At 51.8% G+C, this 20,264-nt stretch carries 20 protein-coding genes and 1 pseudogene; 10 read left to right on the forward strand and 11 right to left on the reverse strand.

Going from position 1 to position 20,264, the window contains the following annotated elements:
- Window positions 1–116: 116 nt before the first annotated feature.
- The 3 genes from ACR0A2_RS10345 to ACR0A2_RS10355 all read right to left on the reverse strand — a co-directional run bounded on the left by ACR0A2_RS10345 (window position 117) and on the right by ACR0A2_RS10355 (window position 3,438).
- Window positions 117–356: a potassium channel family protein gene (locus ACR0A2_RS10345; protein WP_253282527.1), complete on the reverse strand. Its 240-nt coding sequence runs from the start codon at window positions 354–356 to the stop codon at window positions 117–119.
- 441 nt (window positions 357–797) lie between these two features.
- Entirely contained in the window at window positions 798–2,345 is a 1,548-nt protein-coding gene (locus tag ACR0A2_RS10350) for an arylsulfatase (protein ID WP_171230014.1), read from the reverse strand.
- A 445-nt stretch (window positions 2,346–2,790) separates the two neighbouring features.
- Window positions 2,791–3,438, reverse strand: coding sequence for a class I SAM-dependent methyltransferase (locus ACR0A2_RS10355; RefSeq protein ID WP_480834944.1), 648 nt, complete (start codon window positions 3,436–3,438; stop codon window positions 2,791–2,793).
- A 96-nt stretch (window positions 3,439–3,534) separates the two neighbouring features.
- Here ACR0A2_RS10355 and ACR0A2_RS10360 point away from each other — a divergent pair, with 96 nt between their 5' ends.
- The 4 genes from ACR0A2_RS10360 (at window position 3,535) to ACR0A2_RS10375 (ending at window position 9,729) form a co-directional block, all read left to right on the forward strand.
- On the forward strand, window positions 3,535–4,434 hold the full coding sequence (locus ACR0A2_RS10360) for a LysR family transcriptional regulator (protein WP_480834945.1): 900 nt from the start codon (window positions 3,535–3,537) through the stop codon (window positions 4,432–4,434).
- Window positions 4,435–4,450: 16 nt separating this feature from the next.
- On the forward strand, window positions 4,451–4,939 hold the full coding sequence (locus tag ACR0A2_RS10365) for a P-loop nucleotide/nucleoside kinase family protein (RefSeq protein ID WP_480834946.1): 489 nt from the start codon (window positions 4,451–4,453) through the stop codon (window positions 4,937–4,939).
- A gap of 519 nt (window positions 4,940–5,458) precedes the next feature.
- Window positions 5,459–7,435, forward strand: coding sequence for a bifunctional 2',3'-cyclic-nucleotide 2'-phosphodiesterase/3'-nucleotidase (locus ACR0A2_RS10370; protein WP_480834947.1), 1,977 nt, complete (start codon window positions 5,459–5,461; stop codon window positions 7,433–7,435).
- 350 nt (window positions 7,436–7,785) lie between these two features.
- Entirely contained in the window at window positions 7,786–9,729 is a 1,944-nt protein-coding gene (locus ACR0A2_RS10375; protein WP_152458460.1) for a DUF3604 domain-containing protein, read from the forward strand.
- A gap of 164 nt (window positions 9,730–9,893) precedes the next feature.
- Here the strand turns inward: ACR0A2_RS10375 and gntH are convergent, their stop codons facing one another.
- Both gntH and ACR0A2_RS10385 read right to left on the reverse strand, forming a co-directional pair.
- Window positions 9,894–11,117: a guanitoxin biosynthesis MBL fold metallo-hydrolase GntH gene (gntH, locus tag ACR0A2_RS10380; protein ID WP_480834948.1), complete on the reverse strand. Its 1,224-nt coding sequence runs from the start codon at window positions 11,115–11,117 to the stop codon at window positions 9,894–9,896.
- 330 nt (window positions 11,118–11,447) lie between these two features.
- The gene (locus ACR0A2_RS10385; protein ID WP_480834949.1) at window positions 11,448–12,026 is read right to left on the reverse strand and encodes a hypothetical protein; all 579 of its coding nucleotides are present in this window, start codon (window positions 12,024–12,026) and stop codon (window positions 11,448–11,450) included.
- A 215-nt stretch (window positions 12,027–12,241) separates the two neighbouring features.
- Between ACR0A2_RS10385 and ACR0A2_RS10390 the strand changes: the two genes are divergently transcribed.
- Complete coding sequence (locus ACR0A2_RS10390; RefSeq protein ID WP_480834950.1) at window positions 12,242–12,802, forward strand: TetR/AcrR family transcriptional regulator; 561 nt, start codon at window positions 12,242–12,244, stop codon at window positions 12,800–12,802.
- A gap of 159 nt (window positions 12,803–12,961) precedes the next feature.
- Here ACR0A2_RS10390 and ACR0A2_RS10395 read toward each other — a convergent pair whose 3' ends face one another.
- The 4 genes from ACR0A2_RS10395 to ACR0A2_RS10410 form a co-directional block, all read right to left on the reverse strand.
- Window positions 12,962–13,861, reverse strand: a complete 900-nt coding sequence (locus ACR0A2_RS10395) for a hypothetical protein (protein WP_254705290.1) — start codon at window positions 13,859–13,861, stop codon at window positions 12,962–12,964.
- A 135-nt stretch (window positions 13,862–13,996) separates the two neighbouring features.
- Window positions 13,997–14,824, reverse strand: coding sequence for a class I SAM-dependent methyltransferase (locus ACR0A2_RS10400; protein ID WP_254705291.1), 828 nt, complete (start codon window positions 14,822–14,824; stop codon window positions 13,997–13,999).
- A 180-nt stretch (window positions 14,825–15,004) separates the two neighbouring features.
- On the reverse strand, window positions 15,005–15,463 hold the full coding sequence (locus ACR0A2_RS10405) for a GFA family protein (protein ID WP_152456702.1): 459 nt from the start codon (window positions 15,461–15,463) through the stop codon (window positions 15,005–15,007).
- A gap of 42 nt (window positions 15,464–15,505) precedes the next feature.
- Window positions 15,506–15,799: a putative quinol monooxygenase gene (locus tag ACR0A2_RS10410; protein ID WP_152456701.1), complete on the reverse strand. Its 294-nt coding sequence runs from the start codon at window positions 15,797–15,799 to the stop codon at window positions 15,506–15,508.
- 356 nt (window positions 15,800–16,155) lie between these two features.
- Here ACR0A2_RS10410 and ACR0A2_RS10415 point away from each other — a divergent pair, with 356 nt between their 5' ends.
- Window positions 16,156–16,389 carry a site-specific integrase gene (locus tag ACR0A2_RS10415; protein WP_480834951.1) on the forward strand — a complete coding sequence of 78 codons (234 nt, stop codon included), beginning with the start codon at window positions 16,156–16,158 and terminating at the stop codon, window positions 16,387–16,389.
- A 695-nt stretch (window positions 16,390–17,084) separates the two neighbouring features.
- Here the strand turns inward: ACR0A2_RS10415 and ACR0A2_RS10420 are convergent.
- Together ACR0A2_RS10420 and ACR0A2_RS10425 are read right to left on the reverse strand one after the other, a co-directional pair.
- Entirely contained in the window at window positions 17,085–18,080 is a 996-nt protein-coding gene (locus ACR0A2_RS10420) for a thermonuclease family protein (protein WP_480834952.1), read from the reverse strand.
- A gap of 21 nt (window positions 18,081–18,101) precedes the next feature.
- A pseudogene (locus ACR0A2_RS10425) lies at window positions 18,102–18,440 on the reverse strand (integrase core domain-containing protein); the annotation flags it as partial.
- Between the two features lie 39 nt (window positions 18,441–18,479).
- On the opposite strand from ACR0A2_RS10425, the gene ACR0A2_RS10430 reads away from it, so the two are divergent.
- The 4 genes from ACR0A2_RS10430 to ACR0A2_RS10445 all read left to right on the forward strand — a co-directional run bounded on the left by ACR0A2_RS10430 (window position 18,480) and on the right by ACR0A2_RS10445 (window position 20,118).
- The gene (locus ACR0A2_RS10430; protein WP_480446595.1) at window positions 18,480–18,686 is read left to right on the forward strand and encodes a transcriptional coactivator p15/PC4 family protein; all 207 of its coding nucleotides are present in this window, start codon (window positions 18,480–18,482) and stop codon (window positions 18,684–18,686) included.
- Complete coding sequence (locus ACR0A2_RS10435; RefSeq protein ID WP_480446594.1) at window positions 18,687–19,211, forward strand: hypothetical protein; 525 nt, start codon at window positions 18,687–18,689, stop codon at window positions 19,209–19,211.
- Window positions 19,212–19,360: 149 nt separating this feature from the next.
- A complete protein-coding gene (locus tag ACR0A2_RS10440; RefSeq protein ID WP_480446593.1) occupies window positions 19,361–19,807 on the forward strand; it encodes a DUF5681 domain-containing protein in 447 nt (148 codons plus the stop codon).
- The gene (locus ACR0A2_RS10445; protein WP_480446592.1) at window positions 19,804–20,118 is read left to right on the forward strand and encodes a hypothetical protein; all 315 of its coding nucleotides are present in this window, start codon (window positions 19,804–19,806) and stop codon (window positions 20,116–20,118) included. Before ACR0A2_RS10440 ends, ACR0A2_RS10445 begins: the two co-directional genes overlap by 4 nt.
- The last annotated feature ends 146 nt before the right edge of the window (window positions 20,119–20,264 follow it).

Below are 20,264 nucleotides of genomic sequence, written 5' to 3' on the forward strand. Positions count from 1 at the left end.
TAAAATACCAAAAAACCTGTAACCATTTGAAGTATATCGCAAATCTGGATTTCAGAGGGGCTATTCGGTCGACGTATTGCCTGCGTATGAAATCGCATTGGCTCGGCGGGGCAAAACTAGTTGTCCTCTTGCTTATCGTCCTGGGACAGGATTGTATCTGCCACCGTAGTCGCTGCAGTCACGAAGATACCGAGCCCAACGATGATGTAGAAAATTGTAAATATTTTCCCTGCCGCTGTTTCAGGGGAAAAGTCGCCAAACCCAACGGTCGAAATTGTCACAACAGAAAAATAGATAGAGTCAAGCCAGCTCCAACCTTCGACATAACGGTAAAACACTGACGCCCACAGGATCATGCCAGTTGTGAATGCTAGAAGGCCCTTCACCCTGCCGTCTTTAAAGGCGACGCCTATACCTCGCGTAATTCTCGTTAGTGAATTCATAACACGACAATACCAAGGGATTTATATATACATAGAATTTTTTGAATTTTCTTGCATTTTTCCAAAACCCTCTTGCGCTCCCACCGTGTGTGTCCGGCAGGAATGTTAACCAATTTCTCGCTCAATCGCTTCAGGACTACTCAAGTCAATTTTGTTTTCAATCACCCGGCAAAGTCGGCAATGGGCTCGGCAGAGTCATTCGGTGCACTCGGCGTGAACGACTACTTCGCGGACAAAGCCGCCGTTCATTCTCTCCCTTGGACTGCGCCAATTTTCAGTTCAAGGGGATGATTCGCGCGTTGAAATTCGACCGAATGTTGTCTTTGAATTCAAGCTCACTGGCTTTCGTCAGAGCTATTGATTGCCGGCACGGCTGGTGAGTTCCTCCATAACGTTGTCGAGGTTAAAGCTGCCGGGTTTTTGCCTTGGCGGAAACTCCTCGAAGCTTTGCAACCACTGCCCAACGTAGGCGGCAGCAGGAGCTATCGCGAACATATGTTCAAGGAACCAGCGCTGGTAACCCATAGCGTTCTCTTCCTCGGCTCTCTCGAACGGATCACTCCGTAAGTTTGAAAGCATCGGTGCGCGCAACACCTCGAAAGGTGAGAGCCAAACATCAAGTCCATGTGCGTTCTGTTTTAGGAATGTCACCTTGTACTGTTCATAGCGCAAGGCGGCGACGCTGCCATCGTCAGTCCAATAAATGAATTCACTGCGTGGCCAATCATCAGTTTCACCTGAGAGCGACGGAAGTAGATTGTAGCCGTCCAGATGTGCCTTGTATTGGCGACCGATCGCTTCAACGCCACCATCAAGTAGCCGCTCTTTGATGTCTGGCTCGCCGACAGAAGCCATAATGGTTGGCAACATGTCCGCATGTGAAGCTACGCCATTGATCTTCGATCCCGGCTCGATGACGCCCGGCCACTTGATGACAGTCGGAACACGATAGCCACCTTCCCATTGCGTGTTTTTCTCGCCGCGGAAAGGGGTAGTACCACCGTCCGGCCACGTGAAGGTCTCGGCTCCGTTGTCTGTTGAATACATTACGACAGTGTTTTCGGCGATCCCAAGCTCCTCAAGTTTATCAAGTAGTACACCGACGTGCCCATCATGCTCGACCATGCCGTCAGGATAAACACCAAGTCCCGTCACTCCGTCGGAGTCTTCCTTAAGATGCGTAAAAATGTGCATGCGAGTGGAATTCCACCAAAGGAAGAAAGGCTTGTCCTGTTCAACAGCTCTATCCATGAAATCCAACGCGCTTGCCGTGACTTCTTCGTCAACGGTTTCCATGCGTTTTTTCGTAAGCGGCCCGGTATCTTCGATCGAGCCATCTGCGGTCGATTTGATCACCCCGCGCGGGCCGAAATTCTCCCTAAAGGTTTCATCTTTGGGATAATCTGGATTTTCAGGCTCTTCTTCTGCGTTGAGGTGGTAGAGATTCCCGAAAAATTCATCGAAACCGTGATTGGTGGGGAGGTGCTCGTCACGATCACCCAAATGGTTTTTGCCAAACTGGCCTGTCATATACCCGTGGTTTTTGAGTAGTCCAGCGATGGTGGGGTCTTCCACGGGCATGCCCTCAGGTGCGCCAGGAAGGCCTACCTTTGTCAAACCCGTACGAATGGGAGATTGTCCGGTTATAAAAGCTGCTCGTCCTGCAGTACAGGACTGCTCTCCGTACCAGTCAGTAAATAGCGCGCCTTCTTTGGCTATACGGTCGATGTTGGGTGTCTGATAACCCATCATGCCATGGTTGTAGGCACTAATATTCCAAAACCCAATGTCATCTCCCCAAATAATCAGGAAGTTCATAGGAGGTTCATCTTGTGCGTAAACGGCCGTAGCGGTTGCGGCAAATAATGCCGCCACTATGGTGGATTTTGTTCTGTATTTCATTTTCGCCCTCCCAAAATTTCTTGTTAACTCCGAATAACCTACCACAAATTCGAAGTTTTTTGTTGGGACCCTTGTGGTTTCCAGGATTTCAGGCGGAAACGCGCAAGTGAATTAAAAAATCTGTCGACCTAAATGGCTTTACTAAACGAACTGGCCGATACCTTTTTCCAGCGCTTCAAACACGTAATTGGTCAAGACTGAATTCGCCGCATTTCGGAACCACGCCAAAGCGTTTGCTGGACCACTTTTTCTTCTGCTTGAGAATCGATGCTGACATTCGCCTGAATATCGCGAACGATCGCTATGCGGACAATGCTGCCACTCGCAGTCGCTTAATTAAATTGGAAACAGACCTTTTGTAACATCCGATCACTTGAGAATGGTTTATATAGAACACTGTGATGCAAAGATCATTTCAAAGGACGAAGCTGTACGAACTGGAGCTTCATGATTTTTGCGCGACAATATAACGACTCTGGAGCATCGAGGCTTGATCAGAAGTATAAATAACTTCGAAGCCTGCGGACGCAATTTTCCTCTCAAGTACCGATCCAGACACGAAATTCACAAATGGGGCTTTCCCAAAAGCCTGCATGATTGGGATTGCGATCCGACTGATCATCGCAAACTTGAAACCACCGCTCTCAGGCGCGCAAACGGTTTTGGATATGAAAAGCCCACCCGGTTTTGTCAGCGCAGCAATGTGCTCGAGCGCTTGGTCCAAATCGGGCAGAAGATGAAGCAAGTTATGCGCCAAGACGGCATCGTAAAAGCCTTCATCAAGACTGTGCTCAAGAACGTCGGCCACCTTGAAAGTGACATTCTCCAGCCCTTCTTTATCAAGCTTCTCATCGGCAATCTCGATCATGCCCGGAGCGAGATCCGTGGCAGTGACATGGGCGACATTCGGTGCAAGCAGCAGCGCAGTTGAACCTGTCCCGCACCCGATTTCGAGTACGTTGTCCTCCGCTTTCAGGTACGACTTGGTACGTTCCAGTGTTTTCAGGTACCCTTCCATGTTGCGGATTGGGTCTGCCGCATACTTTCGCGAGATTTTGCTCCAGAACGCGGCATCCTTAGACAAAGCAGCCATTTCAATACTCTCTAGTAAGGTTGTCGCCGTATCCTGTAGTACCAAACATTCATTTATGGAATTGCCCCAATTCGCAGAAGTGTTATGCATAAATGCATGAACTGGAAAGCCATCAATTTCGACTGGAATCAGGTGCGGTCCTTTCTTGCGACCGCCGAAGAAGGCTCGTTTTCCGCAGCGGCGCGCGTTCTTGAGCAAACTCAACCCACTGTGGGCCGGCAAGTTGCCGCGCTGGAAACGGCACTTGGCATCACCCTGTTCGAAAGAGTCGGCAAGTCGCTTAATTTGACGACTGCTGGCGCCGAGCTTTTGTTGCATGTCAGAGAAATGGCGGATGTGGCAAACAGGATTTCACTTACTGCGACAAGTCAGTCGCAAGCTGTTGAAGGGCAAGTCAGGATAACTGCGTCCGATGTGATGTCTGCCTATCAGCTGCCGCCAATTCTGAAAAAGATCCGACTTGCAGCACCGCGACTGGAGATAGACATCGTTGCTGCAAATGACATACGAGACATACAGCGACGTGAGGCTGATATCGCCATCCGACATGTACGTCCGACGCAGCCGGATCTAACGGCAAAGCTTGTCGCCGAGGCCACGGCACATTTCTACGCGGCACCTTCCTACCTTGATCAGGTTGGACGGCCAAAAAATGAATGCGAACTCGCTAAGTTGGACTTTGTCGGATTTGGTGACATTGACACGATGATCGGTTTTCTTGATCCGGCGGGCATTAAGGTCACTCGAAAAAGCTTCCGGGTCGGCTCACAAAGCGGGATTGTATCCTGGGAGCTGGTGCGCCAAGGGTTTGGCATATGTGTAATGTCGGATGACGTGGCTGCCCTAACACCCGGCGTCGAGCGCGTGCTCCCCGACCATGAGCCGTTTAAGTTCCCGATTTGGCTGGCGACGCACTCCGAGCTACATACCGCACGAAGAATCAGGTTGGTGTTTGATCAACTGGCGGACCAACTTAGCGCAGGGACCATCAGGTAATCCGGGAGTTCGCTCTATGTCACAGGCTATTCCAACGCTCCACTTGTTATGCGGCAAAGTTGCTTCTGGAAAATCAACTCTGGCAGCGAGACTTGCGAAAAGTGACGGGGCCGTGCTCATTTCAGAAGATGAATGGCTTAGCGCGCTGTTTGGGGATCAAATGAAGTCCTTGCAGGATTATGTGGACTGCGCTTTGAAACTGCGACTGGTCATGGGTCCTCACGTGGCTGCTCTGCTGAAGGCTGGCGTTTCGGTCGTTCTCGATTTTCCAGCGAACACAATTGAAAACAGGGCCTGGATGCGCGACCTGCTGGAAGACAATGCTGCGCAGCACCACCTTCACTTTTTGGATGTGTCAGATGAGGTTTGTCTGCACCGGCTGCACAAGCGCAACAGAGAAGGCGCACATGCATTTGCAGCAACGGAAGATCAATTTCGGCGTATTGCGCGGCATTTCGTACCACCATCACCCGAAGAGGGTTTTAGCATCATAACTCACCGTTAGTAGCACCAGACTTTCGAAATGTCGCGGCGGAGCTAAATGTTTTTCGGCCGCCTGCTCTGAGTCGACGAATGGCCAAATGTTACAGTCAACTTTCACTGGGCCTCAGGTACGGAGATTGCGTGAAAACAAAAGATGTATCCCGGTGCGTCCTACTTAAGTCATGGCAACGGCAACGCGGGCAGTGTCGTTCACGTCGATTATCGGTAGTGTAAGTCGCTGGCAGGCATGGGCAACACATCGGCAATTGCCGGCTCCAACAACAACCTCCAGAATAGTTTTGCGCTGACAATACAGCATGTGTGATGGGAAAAGGCACTGATTATTCTTCACATACGTTGTCAAACCAGTCCCGGCTTGGTTTCACCTGATCCAATCATTCAGCGACTCCACGGATCTGGCGCATGGCCTGGTCCATACCCCCTGAAATAAGTCTGTAAAATGTGTTAGAAGACACTGTCATAAGATCGTTATGCAATACCGGCAACTATTCTTATTGCCAGCCAACTCGAAAGGTGACCCATGTCTTTTTCCAACCGCTCGTCAATTTCGCGTCGCCAATTTCTTGCAACAACAGCCGGTGCAGCGGCCATCACCTTGCATCCTTTTTCAGTTTTGGCATCCAACAATCAAGCGCATCTGCGCATCATGGAAACAACGGACATCCATGTTCATGTGTTCCCCTATGACTACTATGCTGACAAACCCCGTGACACAGTGGGCTTGTCCCGTACGGCCTCAATCATCAACGAAATTCGCGCTGAGGCGACAAATTCGATCTTGGTCGACAACGGTGACTTTCTTCAAGGGAACCCAATGGGCGACTACATCGCCTATGAGCGTGGCATGAAAGAAGGGGACGCGCACCCCATCATCACCGCGTTCAACACGGTTGGCTATGATGCTGCAACTCTGGGCAATCACGAATTCAACTACGGGCTGGATTTCCTGGAAAAATCACTCGCGGGCGCAGAGTTCCCGGTCGTTTTGGCCAATGTTTCAAAGACACAAGGCGCAACTCCGCGTGACGACAAAACGCTGATAAAACCCTACACAATCATCGACCGTGAAATCGAAATGGGTGATGGGACCAAGCACTCAATCAAAATCGGTGTCATAGGCTTTACGCCGCCGCAGATCATGAACTGGGACCGAAAGCATCTGGAAGGCAATGTTCAGGCCCGCGATATCGTTGAAACCGCGCGGGCATACGTGCCAGAGATGAAGGAACGAGGATGTGAGCTAATCATCGCCCTTTCACATTCTGGGATCGGCGACGCCAATCATTTGGACGGTATGGAAAACGCCTCAGTCGTTTTGGCGGGTGTTGACGGGATCGACGCTCTGGTCACGGGGCACAATCACCTTGTCTTTCCCTCGCCGACATTTGCGGACCGACCCGGCATCGACGTCGAAAAGGGCACCCTGATGGGTAAACCTGCTGTTATGGGCGGCTTCTGGGGCTCACATCTTGGGTTGCTGGACCTGCTGCTGGAACGGGAAGGAAATGAGTGGCGCGTGGTTACCACCACGTCCGAGGCCCGCGCGATTTCCAAACGCAATGAAGACCGCTCAATCACCGCTTTGGTCGGAGACGATCAGAAGGTTCTCGACTCGGTTGCGAAGGATCACGACGAAACGCTCGCCTATGTCCGTCGAGCCGTTGGCAAAACATCTGCCCCGTTGCACAGCTATTTTGCATTGGTCGCTGATGATCCGTCTGTACAGATCGTTTCGATCGCACAGAAATGGTATGTCGAAGAAATGCTGAAAGGCACCGAGCACGAAGGATTGCCGATCCTGTCAGCGGCGGCGCCGTTCAAGGCGGGTGGTCGCGGGGGCCCGGACTATTACACCGACGTCCCGGTCGGGGATGTTGCTATCAAAAATGTGGCTGATCTGTATCTCTATCCCAACACAGTGCGCGCGGTGCGAGTGAACGGTGTGCAACTGCGTGGTTGGCTGGAGCGTTCGGCCGGTATGTTCAACCAGATCGAGCGAGGCTCAGAGGATGCGGTTCTTCTGAATCCAGAGTTTCCATCCTACAATTTCGATGTGATGGATGGCGTAACATACCAGATCGACCTGTCGCAGCCGTCGCGCTTTGGGCCAAAGGGGGAAGAGGTGAATCCCGATGCAGCCCGTATTGTGAACTTGTCCTTCCAAGGCGAACCGGTCACCGATGATATGGAGTTCATCATCGCCACAAACAATTATCGTGCATCGGGTGGCGGTTCATTCCCCGGCGCATTGGGTGATACAACCGTGTTCGAAGCCCCGGACACTAATCGCGACGTCATTGTGCGCTATATTGTCGAACAGGGAACGATCAACCCAAAAGCGGACGGCAACTGGTCATTTGCTCCTTTAGAGAACACGACCGTGCTATTCGAGACCGGCCCTAAGGCCCGAGACTACATCGCCGATGTCAAAGGCGTTTTTATCGAAGACGCCGGAGATGGTGCAGATGGCTTCGCGGCATTCCGCATCAAGCTCTAGTGCAATCGCATGTACGTACTTTGAGGAAGTCGGAAGTCAACGAAAGCAGCTACCATCAGGCTTAAGCTGAACGCCCGCATGCGACTTTCAAAGGCTATCAGCAGTTAGAAATGAACGTTTGATCTGGGCTCGGAGCAGTCTTCGTTGCGCAGTGCATCAGTGAAGGATCTGCGGACAAAGCCGCTGTTTGTTTCCGCAGTAAACGAGACTAAGACGCGGCGAGGGATTTGGGTAGTTACACACCAATTCAACCAAGTACAGACGCTCTTCGCGGAAACAAAAACGAGGTTGACAGCAAGCATATGAGAATGGTCGCATGAGCTATAATCTGATTTGCAGGGAATATAGCCATGAAAGTTCCTTTCAGTGCGACCTTATTCTTTTGTCTCTGTTTGTCCTCGACCTCTGCTTGGGCACAGGAAACCGCCGAGGGTGGACAAGTTGGTGAAATGACCATCTCGGGGGCCGACATGCATGCCCCTGCATCAGATGCGTTTTCGCCTTATGCAGGACGCGACTTTCCAACTAGACCTCTTTGGGGCGACACCCACTTGCATACATCGCTCTCACTCGACGCGCGTGCGTTTGGTGTACTTCTTTCGCCTTCAGACGCGTTTCGGTTTGCGCGTGGAGAAGAAGTAACTACTTCTCACGGCCTGCGGGCGAAGCTGTCTCGCCCGCTGGATTGGCTCGTTGTTTCAGACCATTCAGACGCGATGGGCGCGATGAACGAGATCGTCGCGGGGAACGCAACTTTGATGGGCGACCCAACGTTACGTGACTGGAACGACAGGTTGAACCAAGGAGGGAATGTTGCCCTTGGAGCGACAATGGAGGTTATCGAGACTTTCGCTGGAATTACCGGTGAAGCTTTGCCGGAGGCGATTGCTGACCGTCGTTTCGTACAGTCAGTTTGGGATGACTTTACGGAAACTGCGGATGCTTATGATCAACCGGGATCGTTTACCGCGTTTATCGGCTACGAATGGACCTCGACGGAAGGCGGCAACAACTTGCACCGCAATGTCATCTATAGGGACGACAGGATTCGGGCGCGGCAAATGTTGCCGTTTACGACTGCCGAGACATTCAATCCGGAAGATCTGTGGGATTGGATGGAAAGATACGAAGAAACGACAGGCGGGCGCGTCCTTGCATTGGCGCACAACGGAAATGTTTCTAATGGTTTGATGTTTCCTGTCGAGACAAACCCCGATACCGGCGAACCGCTCACAGGAGATTACGCGGAAAGACGCGCCAAATGGGAGCCACTGTACGAGATCACTCAGATCAAAGGCGACGGCGAGGCCCACCCGTTCCTGAGCCCAAATGACGAGTTTGCAGATTACGAAACATGGGACGTCGCAAACCTTGGCCCTGTTCCAAAAGAAGACTGGATGTTGCAGTACGAGTATGCTCGCGAGGCTTTAAAAAATGGCTTGAAGCTTGAGGCGCAACTTGGGACCAACCCTTACAAGTTCGGCGTCGTGGGATCCACAGACAGTCACACGGCTTTGGCGACAGCCCAGGAAGATAACTTTTTTGGTAAGCACTCGGGCGTGGAACCTGAGCCTGGGCGTTGGCAGCATGTTGTCGGCGAGTTTGAAGCGACCAAAATTCTGGGCTGGCAGATGGCTGCCTCTGGTTACGCGGCGGTTTGGGCCGAGGAAAATACACGAGCATCTATTTTCGACGCGATGGAACGTAAGGAAGTATATGGGACAACAGGTAGTCGGATCACGGTACGTTTCTTCGGGGGATGGGATTTCGAAGAAAACGACGCTCAATCGCGGCTTCCTGCGAAGATTGGTTATGACAAAGGCGTACCCATGGGGGCAGATCTACCGGAAGCGCCCGGTGATGCCTTAGCGCCAAATTTTCTCGTCGCTGCACTCAAGGATCCGTACTCGGGTAATCTGGATCGTATTCAGATAGTCAAGGGCTGGGTAACAGAAGACGGTGAGACACAAGAGAAGGTTTTTGATGTCGTCTGGTCCGGCGATCGGGATCTCAGTGCGGAAGGCAAGCTGCCGCCTGTCGGCAACACCGTGGACGTCGAAACCGGTACGTTCACGAACTCAATCGGATCGCCAGAATTGATAACCGTCTGGTCTGATCCCGAATTTGATCCGGAACAAAAGGCTTTTTACTACGCGCGCGTGCTGGAAATCCCCACGCCGCGATGGACGGTTTACGAAGCTATTAGGTTCGGCGACGAACTACCCGAAGAAGTACCGACATCCACACAAGAACGGGCTTATACTTCGCCCATTTGGTACACTCCGGAGGGATAGCACCTCACCAAAAAAGCGGTCATGTTTCAGGCGAAAATGGGTTCATTGTAGTCGTTCGCCCAAATTCATTGAACGTCTACTTTACGGACAAAGCAGACGTTAAATTTGAATTCAGAGCCTGTTTTGGATGATGCACTCGAGCCGACAACGGGATACACTATCGACTATTCTCCACCGATGCCATTCGGCGGAAGCACAGCATTGCTACCATAGATTGAATTAGTTTCATCCCAAATCTGCTTAAGCAAGTCTTCCATAAAAAGGTCACCCGACTTGGTAAACTCTGAAAGCTTTTCTCGGGGTTCATCCTCAGCGACTTTGGGTCGAGTTGGTGCTGAAGGCCAGATCTCCTCATCAACGACCGCCATTCGTACTTTAATGTCGTCCTTCGTAACGTTGAAGACCATATAATCCTGCGCCAAAGCGAGCGGCCCATCGTAGACTTTGCGGATTTCTTCAATTTGTTCTGGCAGAGTGTCGTGGTCGTTAAAGAAATGATACCCAACTGCAATACGCGGCTCTGTCATTGCCATGAGCTTGCCAAATTGACTCGGTGAAGTGTGCAGCAGTGTCCCAAGCAAAAGCGCAAACTCCAGGCCGTAGTTTTGCTTTTCAATTAGTGTCGTTGGTGGAGCAAAACTTTCATGCACTGAAATATCGACATCCTTGGTGTATTCTACCCACCAAGTAGTTGGGGAGGTATCGCTGGAATATGCGAACTTCATGTCGTTCCACTCAAGTATAAAACTTACGGCACCATCAATCGCATGGACCGCGGGTATCGTACGGATAACGACGTCATTTTCGTCGTAAATTACCTCGTTGATCCCTCTATAATCGAACTCGTTGACCTCAATCTGAAGTCCTCGATCATCAAGTTTTCCAATGACCGACGCAACCTCCCATGCATACATTTTCTGCATGTGTTCCATCGATGCCTTCGTGCCAAGTTCTGGTGTTCTACCGCTTGGCCCCCAAACTGTTAACGGAAAGGTTCGGTTAGCTTTAAGTCCACTGATCCAGAGTGAGGGCAAGTCAGCCATATGGTCCAGATGGAGGTGTCCGAGAAATACTTTATCGAGGTAGTCATAGGGAATCTTCATCGCCGATATCCTACTCATCGATTGCGCACCGATATCGAATAGAAATTTGTCACCATTTCCAAGCTCGACTAACCAGCAGGCTGCCGCCTGCTTTGGTCGAACTGTCGGCATCCCTGTGCCGCAGGCAGTAACACGCATTTCATCCGGAGCTAATGCCTCTGTTCCCGGGTAATAAACGTCGTGTTCTGGCAGCGGCTCGCTGGGCGACACCTGCGCCCAAGCCGAAACACTCCCGGCCAAAAGAACAAGCACAGAAATAGTGGTTCCAATGAATCCTTCTTTCATTTCTAGACCCTCCCCTAAAAGTTATCGATGTTCGTTCGGTTTGAACGCAATGCCCTGTGTTTGGAAACATCCATCTACATGTTCCCGAATTGGGTACGCATCCACAGCTCAGAATCTGAACTTGACGCCAAGAACCGGCCCGTGCTGTTTGACGTCGTATTCGAACGCCCCTGTTGAAAGCGTGTCGCTGTAGTCCATGCTGAAGTAACGCCATCCAAAGAACAGCGAAGTTGTCTCCCATGGTCGCCAATCTACACCAAGATTGGCTCCGACTTGCAGGTCGTTACCGCCTGCGCCAAAGCCGCCAAGTTCCAGGGATGCAATTGCGGTCTACCGCTCGTTAAGCACCCAAGTGCCGCGTGCGCCGACAACGGGTTCCCACCAGCCTTCATCGCCGCCCAATACCGGTATTGGTGCCGGAGATGTCACCGTTATCTCTTGGCGCAAAGAGTTGTAACGCACGCCTGCTTGCAGATCGATAGCGTAGCGATGCCCGTTACCCCCGATAGCGTCAACGGCCTTGTACGCCGCAAGTAAACCCAGCCATTCCTGTCGAATATCAGCGCTGAACGGAGCACTTCCAGGCGTGGGCAAACTGCCGTCGGCTTCAAGTGACACATAGTTGGCATCTATTATGAAACCCCAATCGCCGCGCCAGGCTTCGTATCGACCGGCCGCGGCGAAATCGAGGAGCTCCAGCGCGTCGCCAAAATCCAGGTCAAGCGGGACCGTCACTCCTGCAACCGTCGAGTCCCCGCTGGTTCTTGCTGGTAGGAGCGCATAGACCGAAAGTGTATGGCGCCATTCTGTTTCGCTTTGTCCGGCGCGTGGAATTGGTTCTGCGAAAGCAGTCGCCGGTACTAGGCCTATCGCAATAGCTGCTATCAAGCTTGAAAGATCATTTTTCATGGTCCACTGCTTCCTTTCGCTTCGCGTATCCTGCACCCGTAGATCTTATTTGGCCCACGAGAGCCCTTTCGCTGGTTAATTCGAGTTGCGCGCGAACCAGCCGCTCCCACGACGTTCAAATGGCAGAGACTACGTGCTTTTGTACGCTGGCGTCTATATATACTAAACGGTACCGTATAGTTGTTCTGTATAACACCATGCGTTACGTGTTGTACATGACCGAGATCAAAAGAGAACATCGCGTTAGCAAAGAAGACTGGTTACGTGCCGCGTTGGACTTGTTGAAATGCAGTGGGATCGAAGCTGTTCGCATAGAAAGGCTTGCCGCGGAGCTTAATGTATCGAAGAGCGGCTTCTACTATCACTTTGGTAGCAGGGACGGTTTGCACAATGCTCTGCTCAACTACTGGTTAGAGCTTGACCAAGAACCCATTGAAGATACCAAAACGCTAGTTGAGCAATCACCGGAAAGTCGACTTGCGTTTGTTTATGAACATGTAGACCGAGCTCAACTCGTCCAATTGGATACAGCTATCAGGCAATGGGCATATCAAAGCCCCAAGGTTCGTCGAGTTTGGCGCAGGCAGATGAAACACAGGCTAGCTGTCATTCGTCAGCTTTTTTCTGAGATAGGGTTTGCTGGTGACGAACTCGAAATGAGAACTCGTCTGTTTCTCGGCTACCAAGTCAGTGAGCGAGAGCTGTTCCCCGATCTGACCGCAATAAACCGAAAGAAACTCCGTGATCTGCGGCTAAAGCTCCTATCGAAGCCATGAAAGCTGCTTCCTCCAAGCAGTCTTGAACGACCGCTCAGGGCTCGTTGCAGCCGTTCGCTGCACTTGGGATGAACGCCCACTATGCGAACAAAGTAGACGCGTGAACTCAGCCGTGAGAAAAACTCCGCACACAACTGGCAAACTGGCTCAATGCTGTGGTCAGAACCTGACTCTGAACGCCAGCCCAACCAATGGCGCTGTTTCATAGCTCTGACGACTAATTTCCAATCCATTCGCATCATCTAGCGTCAGGCGGCCGTCAAATTCTGCGCCAGCAAAGACACTTAACGAAACCCCAGGGTTCGGGTTGTATCCAACAGATAGAACTACAGGGATACTTTTATCCTCACCCACCCCATTCGGGGCAAGGCCATCCCCATCCAACCTGAATCGAATTTTTTCCGATCGCGCGGTCAACGAAATGTCCAATGTGTCATTCAACGCGTAACTCAGTGTCAGTCCGGGACCTTGCGTCGCTCCTACACCAGAGCCAGTATTCAAGTTCCAGCGATCGTTTATGTCCCAGTCGATCAGCAGGGCTGGAAAAAAATCTGTGCCGCTTTCGTCAAATTGAGAAAACGCGCCAAAGGCCGGACCTATCGTCAAGCGCTCGCTCAGTTGCCAAGCAATTCCTGCAAAAATACCATGGGTTCTTCCTTCAGATGAGGAGGCCCCGCTTTGATAGTCCCATCTGATCTGTGGCGACACAAAAACTGTTGCTGTATCACTCACTCGAAGCCGCACAGGAACAGCGACGCGGAGGTCACGGATGTTTTCCCATGGCTGGTTGTTCGATTGGCTGAAGCGATAATCCAGTTTGCCAAAGCTGGTGGAAAGCCCAACTGAATTTCCTCCGTCCAAGTTGTAGAGTGCGGTCGCACGAAGAAATGTTCGACTTGCAGAGAATTCGCCACCGCCGCTCAAATCCGCATCCCCTTGAAAAGCGGCAAGCCCATCAACCTGATACGCCCAACCTAGCCGCGGCTGTGCAGTCAACGGAAACGCTGTGAAACATAGGGAAATAGTTCCAAAGCAACACGTTAGAATAAGGTTTTTCATATGACGTTTCCTAAGTGACGCTGGTTCCCTTTCGGGTTGCCACTCCTGAACCAGCGGTTCAAGTGCTTTCAAGTCTGTTATGCGGACAAAGCTGCTGTTCGAAGAGCGTGCATAATCGTCAAAGGTTCGAAAAAGTTAGCGGCGAACGGCTGATATGATGACAGACGGGGCCGGGACAAGAAAACCGCCATTGTGCATGTTGCCTAAAGAGCGAGTGCGTTCCGCCAGATCAGAGCGAATTGAATCTCGTTTCATAGCAGGTTGCGATCTTAATAGTGACGCCGCGCGAACGGCACCCTGGTCAAATGCATCAAACAAGTCCTCAGGGTGTTGTACGTGCAATTCAGAAGGCACATCGAACAACTGAAACTCTGCAAATCCCGCTTGAGTGACCATAGGCTCAGCAGAAGAACGGTCGGCAAGCATATGGGCATCCGGTCCTAACGGCAGTTCTACAGACGGATCGCCCAGTCGCCCAACCGCATCGAACAACCAACCGAAAGCACCATCTGATCCTTTCCCCTTCCAGATTGAAAACGCGATTCGCCCTCCTGGTCTCAAAACCCTTGCCGCCTCCGCCAAACCGCGTTCAGGATCGGGAAAGTGCGGGACACCAAAACCAATAGTGACGGCGTCAAAGCTGCTATCAGCAAAGTCCATTGACATCGCATCTCCTTGAATGAAGGAAGCGTCTGGCACAGCTGATTGAGCAAGAGATATCATAACTCCCGAGAAGTCGAGCCCCGTTACGGATGCCCCTCTTGCCGACAGTTCTGCAGCAACAACACCATGCCCGGTGCATAAATCAAGAACCGTTGACTTGGGTCCTGCGGAAACCGCATCCGAGAGCCTCTGCGCAACAAGGCGAGTGGCTTGGTGAAATCCATCTGCATAACCTTTGGCGATAGCTGGATTGGCCCAGCCTTCGCGCTCCATCTTTTCAAAATCACTTAGGCCGTTCATGCACCCTCCAAGCCGGGCCAGAGTAGCATCAACGTTTTTTTACACCAACAGAAGCGTTCTTTGCGCCAAATGGTAGCCTCGCCAAAGCGTCCGCACTGATCTCGATGGCTGCGTTCGCCATAGTTTTGCGAACGACCGAAATACGGACAAAGCTGCCATTCGGCCCGAGCGACTGGCCCGTCAGGATAGAGCTATCTCCAAACGGTCCAACGCATTGGGCGGCCACACCTCATCGAATTTGTAAAATTCCTCAAAGATAGGAATGTCTTTGCTGAGTGGCACCCAGGCCTGCTTGCTGTTGGTGAAAATCTGTACATCCGGAGGACATTGATCCGGGTTGTTCAATGTTCCGACGCGCACGTACCTTAGCTTGCCAAGGCGGATCATGTAGCTGCTAAAAACGGCGACGCCACAATCTCTACAGCGCGTAATGATCTGACCTTTCCCGCTTGGAGTAGAGAGCTCATGTTCAGTGATTGGCCCCTCAAACTGCACGCGATCTGCCTCAATGATGGCGTTCAAGACGTAGGCCGCTCCGGTTTGTCGCTGACATTCGCCGCAGTGGCAGCAATGCACGAACATGGGTGGTGACGTCATCTGATACGTTACGGCTCCGCAACCGCATTTCCCCTTGATCATTGTTTCCCCCCGAATTGCTTCTTTGCATTCAAGCCATCGCTCTTATTGAACCAGTTCATAATGCTTGATCGAACGCGACTCGACCAATTCGGCCTCCGCCGGATCGATATGCGGGCTCTGGTAGTTATCGCCGACAAAAGCCTTTAGTGACTCCAGGTTTTCCCAAATCATCACAAAGCTGAACTCTCGCGGTGTGTCAGCACGTGCGGCACCAGGAAACACTTGAACGATGCCCTTGGTACCTCTCATCAAGGGGATAGCTGTTTCATGGAAGAACTTGCTGAACTCTTCCTCTTTGCCTGGCCGTGTCACGACCTGAAAAATACGCATGATCATTCATCCGACCTCCGTAAAGTACGGTTCCTAAATGTATGAGCGCCTCTGGTTCTGCCACCATATCATTTCGTTCCGAGATTGTCTGCTTTGGGCTCAGAGCGGTCATCTGACCAATTCTGTTGGATGACTTCTTTCTACCAAATTGCCGTCGTCGCGTGACCGCAACCACGCCGGTGATTCAGTCGGGGAATCGATTCTCAAAGACCAGATCACGCATTGTCACGACCCTTCGGTCACACCTACCCTATACCATTTTTTTCAATGACTTACCAATCATGAGAGCCAAGTCTTCCCAGTGTCCGACTACGTGCTTTTGGTCTTCTGGCACTCAGATTTATCGCCGGAAGCGGCACGGAGTGTCGGCACTATTGCTGCTGATTTACACTGGATGTCGCATCCGCGAGATTCTGACGCTGCGCTGGGGCTATGTAACGTCGCACCATCTGGAATTGCAGGACAACAAGACCGGACGCCGCCGCATTCCTCTACCGAGAGAAGCCTATGACATCCTGATGGAATTGCCTCGTCAACCGGGAAATCCACGTCAAAAATTAAGCGCTTCTGACAGTGGACCGCGAAATGACCTGTAAAAATCGCGGCGGCGCATACGTAAATCGGCGGGCTTGGACGATGTCCGCATTTACACCCCCATTTGACCCTTCTGATGCGTCTCAAAGCTGCGTGTGGCGCGTTGCGGGGAACAGCTTGCCATAGATCGTTGGCAGATCAGGACGTGGTCCCAGTTCGATGCCTTGTTCGGCGATGCCATTGCTGAGGCTTTAAAGAAGGTACGATACTGCGAGCCTGATCTTGACGATGGAAACCACGCGCGGTGGTCTAACCATACAATGTAGGGCTTGGTTGCTGGATCATCCGAGGATGACCTACTGGAAATGCGCAGCCACATCGACACCACAAGCGTTAAGCGCGAGCATCGCCATCAGCATATTAGGTTGATAACGACGAAATTTGCAGGCCTTGGAGTTACATTGGCCGCACCTGAAAACATTCAGGAAAATGAGCTGAGTGATTCTATCGACAGTGTTAGAGCCAAGCTCGCAGAGAGCATTAAGGCGGATCCTCAGCGAGCCGCAAAGAAACTGCATGAAGCCAAGAGTAGGCATCGGTTTACTGCGTAAACCACTGAAGGTCGGCCGCATGCATTTGTGCCGTGTCCATTTGGGCAGTTTGAGTCCTATGCAGCGGTCGCCACGACAACAGGATGCTGCGAGTGCATTCGACAGCATCGAACCCAATTTCCGACTTAAAATTCAAGTCGTATCGTTCACCGCTTCTCTGGATTTCGTTGATCGTATTCAAACTGTTCCCAGAGATGCATCTTCCCTGTCTGACGCGCATTAGCCAACCACAACTTTTTGCGCACACCCGGAACTTCCAAATGCTTGTATTTACCTTCAGAAAACTTGGGCCAATCGATTGCCAATCCCATCTTCACAAGTTCAGCTGATAAATCTCGGCCATCAGGTAAAGTACAACGCGCAACAGTACGGCCGTAATGATCCACGTCAGTTACTACCGCTTTTACTCTGTGACCTTTGCAAAGTTTCACCATCGCCCATTTTGCCTTCTGCCCAAAAGGATGATCGATCTCGGGTGCGTCAATACCGAACAATCGTATCTGCGTTTTGTTGATGACGATTGTATCGCCATCCGTAACCCATGCTTTCCCTTGCAGAACTATTCTTACCGGTAAATGCTCTGCAATTTTGACATCAAATGGTGTGGGTTGCCGTCTTGAAGACTGCGTAACAGCCTTTGGCTTTTCGGGAGTTTGGCGATACTGAGCGGAGTTCTCGAATTTAGCCCCGCTATTTGAGCGAGGCGCAAAGCGAAATGCCAAATAAACGAGTCCGAAAAGTATCAAAGGGGCAAATGCAGCAAAGACTTCCAAGTCGATTGCACTGAACGGAAAATCAAATTGGTGCGTAGCTGTTTCCGATGTTGTTTGATCGGCGCGCAATTTGGGCCGCAAAGAGCTGGTGAGAGGTGGAAGGGTATTGGACATGTCGGTCACGATGAAACTCAAGTAAAAAGGCTTTGGGCTAAAATAGAGAGTATGACCGACGAGCACTTTTGATTTTATGCCATTTTTCTTCGTGTATTTGACTTTATTGGCGAGTGGGTTGTGCCGAGGCTTGACAACGCCCCAATGAGCAACACCCAAGCTGCCGGACAGCAGAAACGTTCGGAACTTAAAATGGGCGCTCAGCACAAACAGCAGTTCCGTTGGATAAGTTGTGGATAGCCTGAGCAGCCTCATCTGACTGGTCCAAATTGATTGTTAGTGCATCGTCGGCCTGCGATCCATTGGTATGATGGTTTCGGGCGCTGGCGGGCGATAGCCCAGTGCACTGTGGGGCCGCTTTGTGTTGTAGTATCTCCTCCATTGTTCGATCAGAATTTGAGCTTCGCGCAGGCTGTAGAAGATTTCACCGTTGAGCAACTCGTCCCTTAACCTGCCGTTGAAGCTTTCACAGTGTCCGTTCTCCCAAGGGCTGCCAGGTTCGATGTAAGCCGTCTTGGCGCCAACGGCGGCGATCCAGCCTTGGACAGCCTGGGCGACAAATTCCGGTCCATTGTCAGAACGTATGAAACTCGGCGCACCGCGAAGTATGAACAGACCCGTCGTCGCAACGCTGTACTCCGGGGAGGGCCGCTAATGGCCCTCATCACCCAAATCCCCAAGAACAGCCACGAGGAATACCGTGTCAGCCGGAATGACTTTCAGGGGCATGACCTCATCAATATCCGCGTGTTCTTCACCTCAAAAGACGGAGAGATGCTACCGGGCAAGCAAGGCGTCGCCTTCAAGGCGGAGTTGCTGCCGGAGTTCATAGACGCGCTCAACAAGGCGGAGGCGGCTTAGATGGGGCGCGACAAGAGAAACGAAAAGCGCGTCGAGCATTGGACCAAGCTTGTTCGCAACATGATGGAGGAGCCCGCCTGGCGGGCCCTCTCGTCCACCGCGCAGGCCTTGTATCCATGGCTTAGGCTGGAATGGCACGGAGCGGCCAACAATAACAACGGCAGGATTTGCTTGAGCGTCAGACAAGCCGCTGACCGGTTAGGCGTGTCGTACAACACAGCCGCCAAAGGGTTTCGTGAATTACAGGCGAAGGGCTTCATCGCCGTGACGCGTCCGCCCAAACTCGGCACCAGTGGCGTCGCATCATCTCCGCTGTTTGAACTGACCGAAATTTCGCTACCGACCGCACACAGGGAGGCAGGTCGCAGATTGTACAAGCAGTGGTCTGAAGGGGCAGATTTCCCGGTCGTAAAAGCTCCAGTTCACAATCCGACTGGCAAGGGCGGAAAAACAAAACCCTGTCTTAATAACTGCGACGAGACCGTCGTAGATTTTGCGACGAGAATGACGGAGGCGACGCAATAAATGCGACGGGCCGTATCAATATTTGCGACGAAAACGCCCGATTTCGGCAAGTCCCCCGTCGCAATATTTAAGACATCCTTAATCTACCAGGGGGTCTGGGGGAAACGGACACCTTCAACACTAACAATCTAACAAGCGAGGCATGAGCAATGACGGATGAACCCGACCGAAAAAACGGAACCAATACGGACGAACGAAACCCGGATGGGACCTTTGCGACTGGTAATCCCGGCAAGCCCAGAGGAACCCGAAACCGGGTCACTCGGGCAGTAGAGGAACTGCTTGAGGGGCAATCGGAGGCAATCACGCAAAAAGCGGTTGAGTTGGCGCTTGAGGGTGACAGCACGGCCCTCCGTCTTTGTCTGGAGCGGATTGCGCCCACCAGAAAGGACGCACCGGTCAGTTTTGACCTTCCCCCCATCAGATCCGCTGCCGACGCCTCAGAGGCCGCACAGGCGGTGCTACAAGCCGTTTCTCAGGGTGACGTGACACCTTTGGAGGGAGCGACGGTCATGGGGCTTATTGAGCAATACAGGCGGGTTCTGGAAACGACGGAACTAGAGAAACGAATAGCAGCTTTGGAGGCTTCAAAATGAGTGTTCGTAGCAGGGTGGAAAAACTGGAAAAGGACGCAGGAAACCAGTTCAAAGTCGTCGTCACTCAGGGCGAGTTCTTTGACAAGCACGGGAACCCAATTTCGACCGAAAACGGCTGGCCCCCCAGTCTAAGAGAGGACGTTCATCGTGCCATAGTGAGCGTTTCGGATTCAGAGGAAACTGTCACTTTGCAACGGAGACAAGACGAGTCGGGCGCTGAGTTTATGCGTCGCTTCGACCAGACAGGCATCGAGATAGGTAAGAAGGTTGGCGCGACCGTTAGCCTGCCCTGGGATGCCAAGTGGACTTAATTGCATGTTTGAGCTTCGAGCCAGCCGGAGTCTGAGCGTGAAAAGACTGATTAGGATCATATTGACCAGCTCTTGGCCTACCAAGACAGGTACTGCCGCTCAGGTTCTAGCCCAAGGATTACTATTCGTGACAATCTCCTCTGGCT

The sequence above is a fragment of the Ruegeria sp. H8 genome (assembly GCF_056532905.1).

Coding starts and splice junctions, on each gene's coding strand:
- ACR0A2_RS10345 (WP_253282527.1), bottom strand. CDS start 356: ATGATCCTGTGGGCGTCAGTGTTTTACCGTTATGTCGAAGGTTGGAGC.
- ACR0A2_RS10350 (WP_171230014.1), bottom strand. CDS start 2,345: ATGAAATACAGAACAAAATCCACCATAGTGGCGGCATTATTTGCCGCA.
- ACR0A2_RS10355 (WP_480834944.1), bottom strand. CDS start 3,438: ATGGCTGCTTTGTCTAAGGATGCCGCGTTCTGGAGCAAAATCTCGCGA.
- ACR0A2_RS10360 (WP_480834945.1), top strand. CDS start 3,535: ATGAACTGGAAAGCCATCAATTTCGACTGGAATCAGGTGCGGTCCTTT.
- ACR0A2_RS10365 (WP_480834946.1), top strand. CDS start 4,451: ATGTCACAGGCTATTCCAACGCTCCACTTGTTATGCGGCAAAGTTGCT.
- ACR0A2_RS10370 (WP_480834947.1), top strand. CDS start 5,459: ATGTCTTTTTCCAACCGCTCGTCAATTTCGCGTCGCCAATTTCTTGCA.
- ACR0A2_RS10375 (WP_152458460.1), top strand. CDS start 7,786: ATGAAAGTTCCTTTCAGTGCGACCTTATTCTTTTGTCTCTGTTTGTCC.
- gntH (WP_480834948.1), bottom strand. CDS start 11,117: ATGAAAGAAGGATTCATTGGAACCACTATTTCTGTGCTTGTTCTTTTG.
- ACR0A2_RS10385 (WP_480834949.1), bottom strand. CDS start 12,026: ATGAAAAATGATCTTTCAAGCTTGATAGCAGCTATTGCGATAGGCCTA.
- ACR0A2_RS10390 (WP_480834950.1), top strand. CDS start 12,242: ATGACCGAGATCAAAAGAGAACATCGCGTTAGCAAAGAAGACTGGTTA.
- ACR0A2_RS10395 (WP_254705290.1), bottom strand. CDS start 13,861: ATGAAAAACCTTATTCTAACGTGTTGCTTTGGAACTATTTCCCTATGT.
- ACR0A2_RS10400 (WP_254705291.1), bottom strand. CDS start 14,824: ATGAACGGCCTAAGTGATTTTGAAAAGATGGAGCGCGAAGGCTGGGCC.
- ACR0A2_RS10405 (WP_152456702.1), bottom strand. CDS start 15,463: ATGATCAAGGGGAAATGCGGTTGCGGAGCCGTAACGTATCAGATGACG.
- ACR0A2_RS10410 (WP_152456701.1), bottom strand. CDS start 15,799: ATGATCATGCGTATTTTTCAGGTCGTGACACGGCCAGGCAAAGAGGAA.
- ACR0A2_RS10420 (WP_480834952.1), bottom strand. CDS start 18,080: ATGAGGCTGCTCAGGCTATCCACAACTTATCCAACGGAACTGCTGTTT.
- ACR0A2_RS10430 (WP_480446595.1), top strand. CDS start 18,480: ATGGCCCTCATCACCCAAATCCCCAAGAACAGCCACGAGGAATACCGT.
- ACR0A2_RS10435 (WP_480446594.1), top strand. CDS start 18,687: ATGGGGCGCGACAAGAGAAACGAAAAGCGCGTCGAGCATTGGACCAAG.
- ACR0A2_RS10440 (WP_480446593.1), top strand. CDS start 19,361: ATGACGGATGAACCCGACCGAAAAAACGGAACCAATACGGACGAACGA.
- ACR0A2_RS10445 (WP_480446592.1), top strand. CDS start 19,804: ATGAGTGTTCGTAGCAGGGTGGAAAAACTGGAAAAGGACGCAGGAAAC.